This window comes from Thioalkalivibrio sp. (genome assembly GCF_041685615.1).
In the GTDB taxonomy this organism is placed as follows: Bacteria; Pseudomonadota; Gammaproteobacteria; order Ectothiorhodospirales; family Ectothiorhodospiraceae; genus Thioalkalivibrio.
In genome coordinates this window covers 34,264-38,076 of sequence record NZ_JAWLFK010000024.1, presented here as the reverse complement: position 1 = coordinate 38,076, position 3,813 = coordinate 34,264, and the positions used below count along the sequence as shown (strand labels likewise).

The window sequence follows — 3,813 nt, the reverse complement described above, 5'->3', positions numbered from 1 at the left end:
TTTCAGCGGCCGAGTTCGCGCGAGCGGTCGGCGGCCGCGGCCATGGCCTGGCGCATCAGTTCGCGCAGGTCACCGTCTTCCAGCGCCTGCAGGGCGCGTTCGGTGGTGCCGCCCGGTGAGGTGACGCGGTGGCGCAGTTCGGCGGCGCTCTCATCGCTTTCCGCGGCCAGGCGGGTGGCGCCGGCCAGAGTGCCCAGGGTCAGTTCCAGTGCCGTGTCCGCCGGCAGGCCCAGCGACTGCGCGGCTTCCTGCATCGCCTCGATCATCAGGAATACGTAGGCCGGTCCGCTGCCGGATGTGGCGGTCACGGCGTGCATCTGCTCCTCGTCCTCCACCCAGATTGCGCGGCCCACCGCCTCCAGCAGTCGGGTGGCCGTGGCGCGATCCTCGGGGCCCGCAGTGGGCGCGGCGTAGAGCCCGGTGACCCCGGCGCCGACCAGGGCTGGGGTGTTCGGCATTGCGCGAACCAGGCGTGTGCTGTCGCCCAGCCACCCGGCGAGCTGGGTGGTGGTGATGCCGGCGGCTACGGAGATTACCAGCGGCTGGCCCTGGTTTACCGCGTCGCGCAGGGTCGGGGCCAGCTCCGGCAGGGTCTGCGGCTTGACCGCGAGGACCAGGGTGGCGCTGCTGGCGGCCAGGTCACTCGCGCTGCCGCTCGCCAGCCCGGGGTAGCGGGCCTGCAGGTCGCGCACGCGCTCCGCGCTCTTGTCGGCGATGGCGATAGTTTCGGCGGCGTGACCGGACTGGACCAGCCCCTGGAGCAGGGCCTCGCCCATGTTGCCGGCCCCGACGAAGCCGACCTCGTAGCGGTGTTCCGTCATGCGGACTCCTTGGAATTGGGTTGGCGTGGGCCGAACAGGGCGGTACCGACGCGTACCAGGGTCGCCCCTTCGAGGATCGCGGCCTCGAGGTCGCCGGACATGCCCATGGACAGCGTGTCGAGTGTATGGCCCCGGGCGTTCAGGGTATCGCGCAGGGCGCGCAGGCGTGCAAAGGGTTCGCCCTGGCGCACGGGGTCTTCTTCGGCAGCCGGGATGGCCATCAGGCCGCGCAGTTCGAGGCCCGGAAGATCGCGCACGGCGTCGGCCAGCGCGGCGGTCTCGGCGGGTGCCACGCCGGCCTTCTGCGGCTCTTCGCTGATATTAACCTGCAGGCAGACCTGCAGTGGCGGCAGGCCCGCCGCGCGCTGGTCCGACAGGCGCCGGGCGATGCGTTCGCGGTCGACGGTATGCACCCAGGCGGCGCGCTCGGCCACGGCGCGGGTCTTGTTGCCCTGCAGCGCGCCGATGAAGTGCCACTCGAGTCCGAGCGGTGCCGGAGGCGCCTCCAGGGCGTCGTGCTTGTCCACCAGTTCGGGGACGTAGTTCTCGCCGAAAGCGTCCTGGCCGCAGGCATGCAGGGCGCGGATCTCGTCCGCGCTGCGCGTCTTGCTGACCGCCAGCAGACGGACCGAATCCGGGTCGCGGCCCGCCTCGCGGCAGGCGGCCTCGATGCGGGCCCGAACGGTGCCCAGGGCATGGTCTGGTGTGGTCATTTCCCTATGATATAGTCCGGAAGAACACAAGGTCACCGCGGATTTTCACGCGGCCCTTCATCAAGCGACAGGGCGTGGTGGTTGCGGCTGCCACCCGGGTGCTGACGCGCCTTGGCGTGGCGCCCGACAACAGGGGGATGCATGGATATCACGCAGTTGCTGGCCTTTTCGGTCAAGAACGGGGCCTCGGACCTGCACATCTCCGCCGGCATGCCGCCGATGGTGCGCATCGACGGCGACATGCGCCGCGTGAACGTGCCGGTCATGGACCACAAGGAGGTCCAGGGCCTGATCTACGACATCATGAACGACCGCCAGCGCAAGGACTACGAGGAGTTCCTGGAGACGGACTTCTCGTTCGAGGTTTCGGGGCTGGCCCGCTTCCGTGTCAACGCCTTCAACCAGGACCGCGGTGCGGCGGCGGTCTTCCGCACCATCCCCTCCAAGGTCCTGACCCTCGAGGAACTCGGCGCCCCGCGCGCCTTCGAGGAGATCTCGAACTACCCGCGCGGCATCGTGCTGGTGACCGGGCCGACCGGTTCGGGCAAGTCGACCACGCTGGCGGGTATGGTCAACCACCGCAACGAGAACGACTACGGACACATCCTCACCATCGAGGACCCGATCGAGTTCGTGCACGAATCGAAGAAGTCGCTGGTCAACCAGCGCGAGGTGCATCGTGACACCCACGGCTTTTCCGAGGCCCTGCGCTCGGCCCTGCGCGAGGATCCGGACACCATCCTGGTCGGGGAGCTGCGTGATCTCGAGACCATCCGCCTGGCCCTGACCGCGGCCGAGACCGGCCACCTGGTGTTCGGCACCCTGCACACCAGCTCCGCGGCCAAGACCATCGACCGTATCGTCGACGTGTTCCCGGCGGCCGAAAAGGACATGGTGCGCGCGATGCTGTCCGAGTCGCTGCGCGCGGTCATCGCCCAGACCCTGATGAAGAAGATCGGCGGCGGGCGTATCGCCGCGCACGAGATCATGCTCGGCACGCCGGCGATCCGGAACCTGATCCGCGAGAACAAGATCGCGCAGATGTACTCGACGATCCAGACCAGCGCCGGTACCGGCATGCAGACGCTGGACCAGTGCCTGAAGGACATGCTCGCCCAGGGTGTGATCAGCCGCGAGGACGCGCGGCGAAAGGCCGCCAACCCCGATTCCATCTGACCAGAACCCCTCGGACCGGTATGAGCGCCGCAGCGGGAAGCAACGGAGAACGCCATGGATCGTGACAAGGCGATCAAGTACATGCATGACCTGCTGCGGGCCCTGGTGGAACGGGACGGGTCGGATCTGTTCATTACGGTAGGAATGCCGCCGGCGGCCAAGATCGACGGCCGGGTGGTGCCGATGACCGAACAGAAGCTGACGCCTTCGCATACCCAGGCGCTGGTACGTTCGCTGATGAACGACAAGCAGTCGGCCGAGTTCGAACGCCACCAGGAGTGCAACTTCGCGATCGGCCTGCAGGGCGTGTCGCGCTTCCGCGTGAACGTCTTCACCCAGCGCGGCAGCCCCGGCATGGTGCTGCGAACGATCAACTCGGTGATCCCGAAATTCGAGGACATCCAGATGCCGCCGCAACTGGAGAAGATCACCCAGGAGCGGCGCGGTCTGGTGATCTTCGTCGGCGGTACCGGGTCGGGCAAGTCGACCTCGCTGGCGGCGATGATCGGCTACCGCAACCGCACGATGCCGGACCACATCGTCACCATCGAGGACCCGATCGAGTTCGTCCACGAGCACGACAAGAGCATCATCACCCAGCGCGAGGTCGGGGTGGACACCGAGAACTACGAGATCGCGCTGAAGAACACCCTGCGCCAGGCCCCGGACGTGATCCTGATCGGCGAGATCCGCGACCGCGAGACCATGGACTACGGCATCGCCTTCGCCGAGACCGGGCATTTGTGCCTCTCCACCCTGCATGCCAACAGCACCAACCAGGCGCTGGACCGCATCATCAACTTCTTCCCCGAGGACCGGCGCGAGCAGCTGCTGATGGACCTGTCGCTGAACCTCAAGGCGGTGATCTCGCAGCGACTGGTGCGCAAGGAGAGCGGCGAGGGCCGGGTGCCGGCGGTGGAGATCATGATCAACACCCCGCTGATGTCCGACCTGATCCTGAAGGGCGAGGTGCACGATATGAAGGAATTGATGTCGCGCTCGCGCGAGCAGGGCATGCAGACCTTCGATCAGGCCCTGTTCGATCTCTACGAGAATCGCCAGATCAGCTACGACGAGGCCCTGCGCAATGCCGACTCGGTCAA

General features: G+C 67.3%; 4 protein-coding genes. 2 read left to right on the top strand and 2 right to left on the bottom strand.

What is annotated here, in order from left to right; all coding sequences use genetic code 11:
* Nucleotides 1–2: 2 nt before the first annotated feature.
* Complete coding sequence (proC, locus tag ACESLR_RS06720; RefSeq protein WP_373024993.1) at nucleotides 3–821, bottom strand: pyrroline-5-carboxylate reductase; 819 nt, start codon at nucleotides 819–821, stop codon at nucleotides 3–5.
* Nucleotides 818–1,534, bottom strand: coding sequence for a YggS family pyridoxal phosphate-dependent enzyme (locus ACESLR_RS06715; RefSeq protein ID WP_373024994.1), 717 nt, complete (start codon nucleotides 1,532–1,534; stop codon nucleotides 818–820). The genes proC and ACESLR_RS06715 overlap by 4 nt, the downstream gene beginning before the upstream one ends.
* A gap of 141 nt (nucleotides 1,535–1,675) precedes the next feature.
* Between ACESLR_RS06715 and ACESLR_RS06710 the strand changes: the two genes are divergently transcribed.
* Complete coding sequence (locus ACESLR_RS06710) at nucleotides 1,676–2,710, top strand: type IV pilus twitching motility protein PilT (RefSeq protein WP_373024995.1); 1,035 nt, start codon at nucleotides 1,676–1,678, stop codon at nucleotides 2,708–2,710.
* Nucleotides 2,711–2,764: 54 nt separating this feature from the next.
* Nucleotides 2,765–3,813 (top strand): PilT/PilU family type 4a pilus ATPase (locus tag ACESLR_RS06705; RefSeq protein ID WP_373024996.1); only part of this gene is annotated, 1,049 nt, incomplete at its 3' end.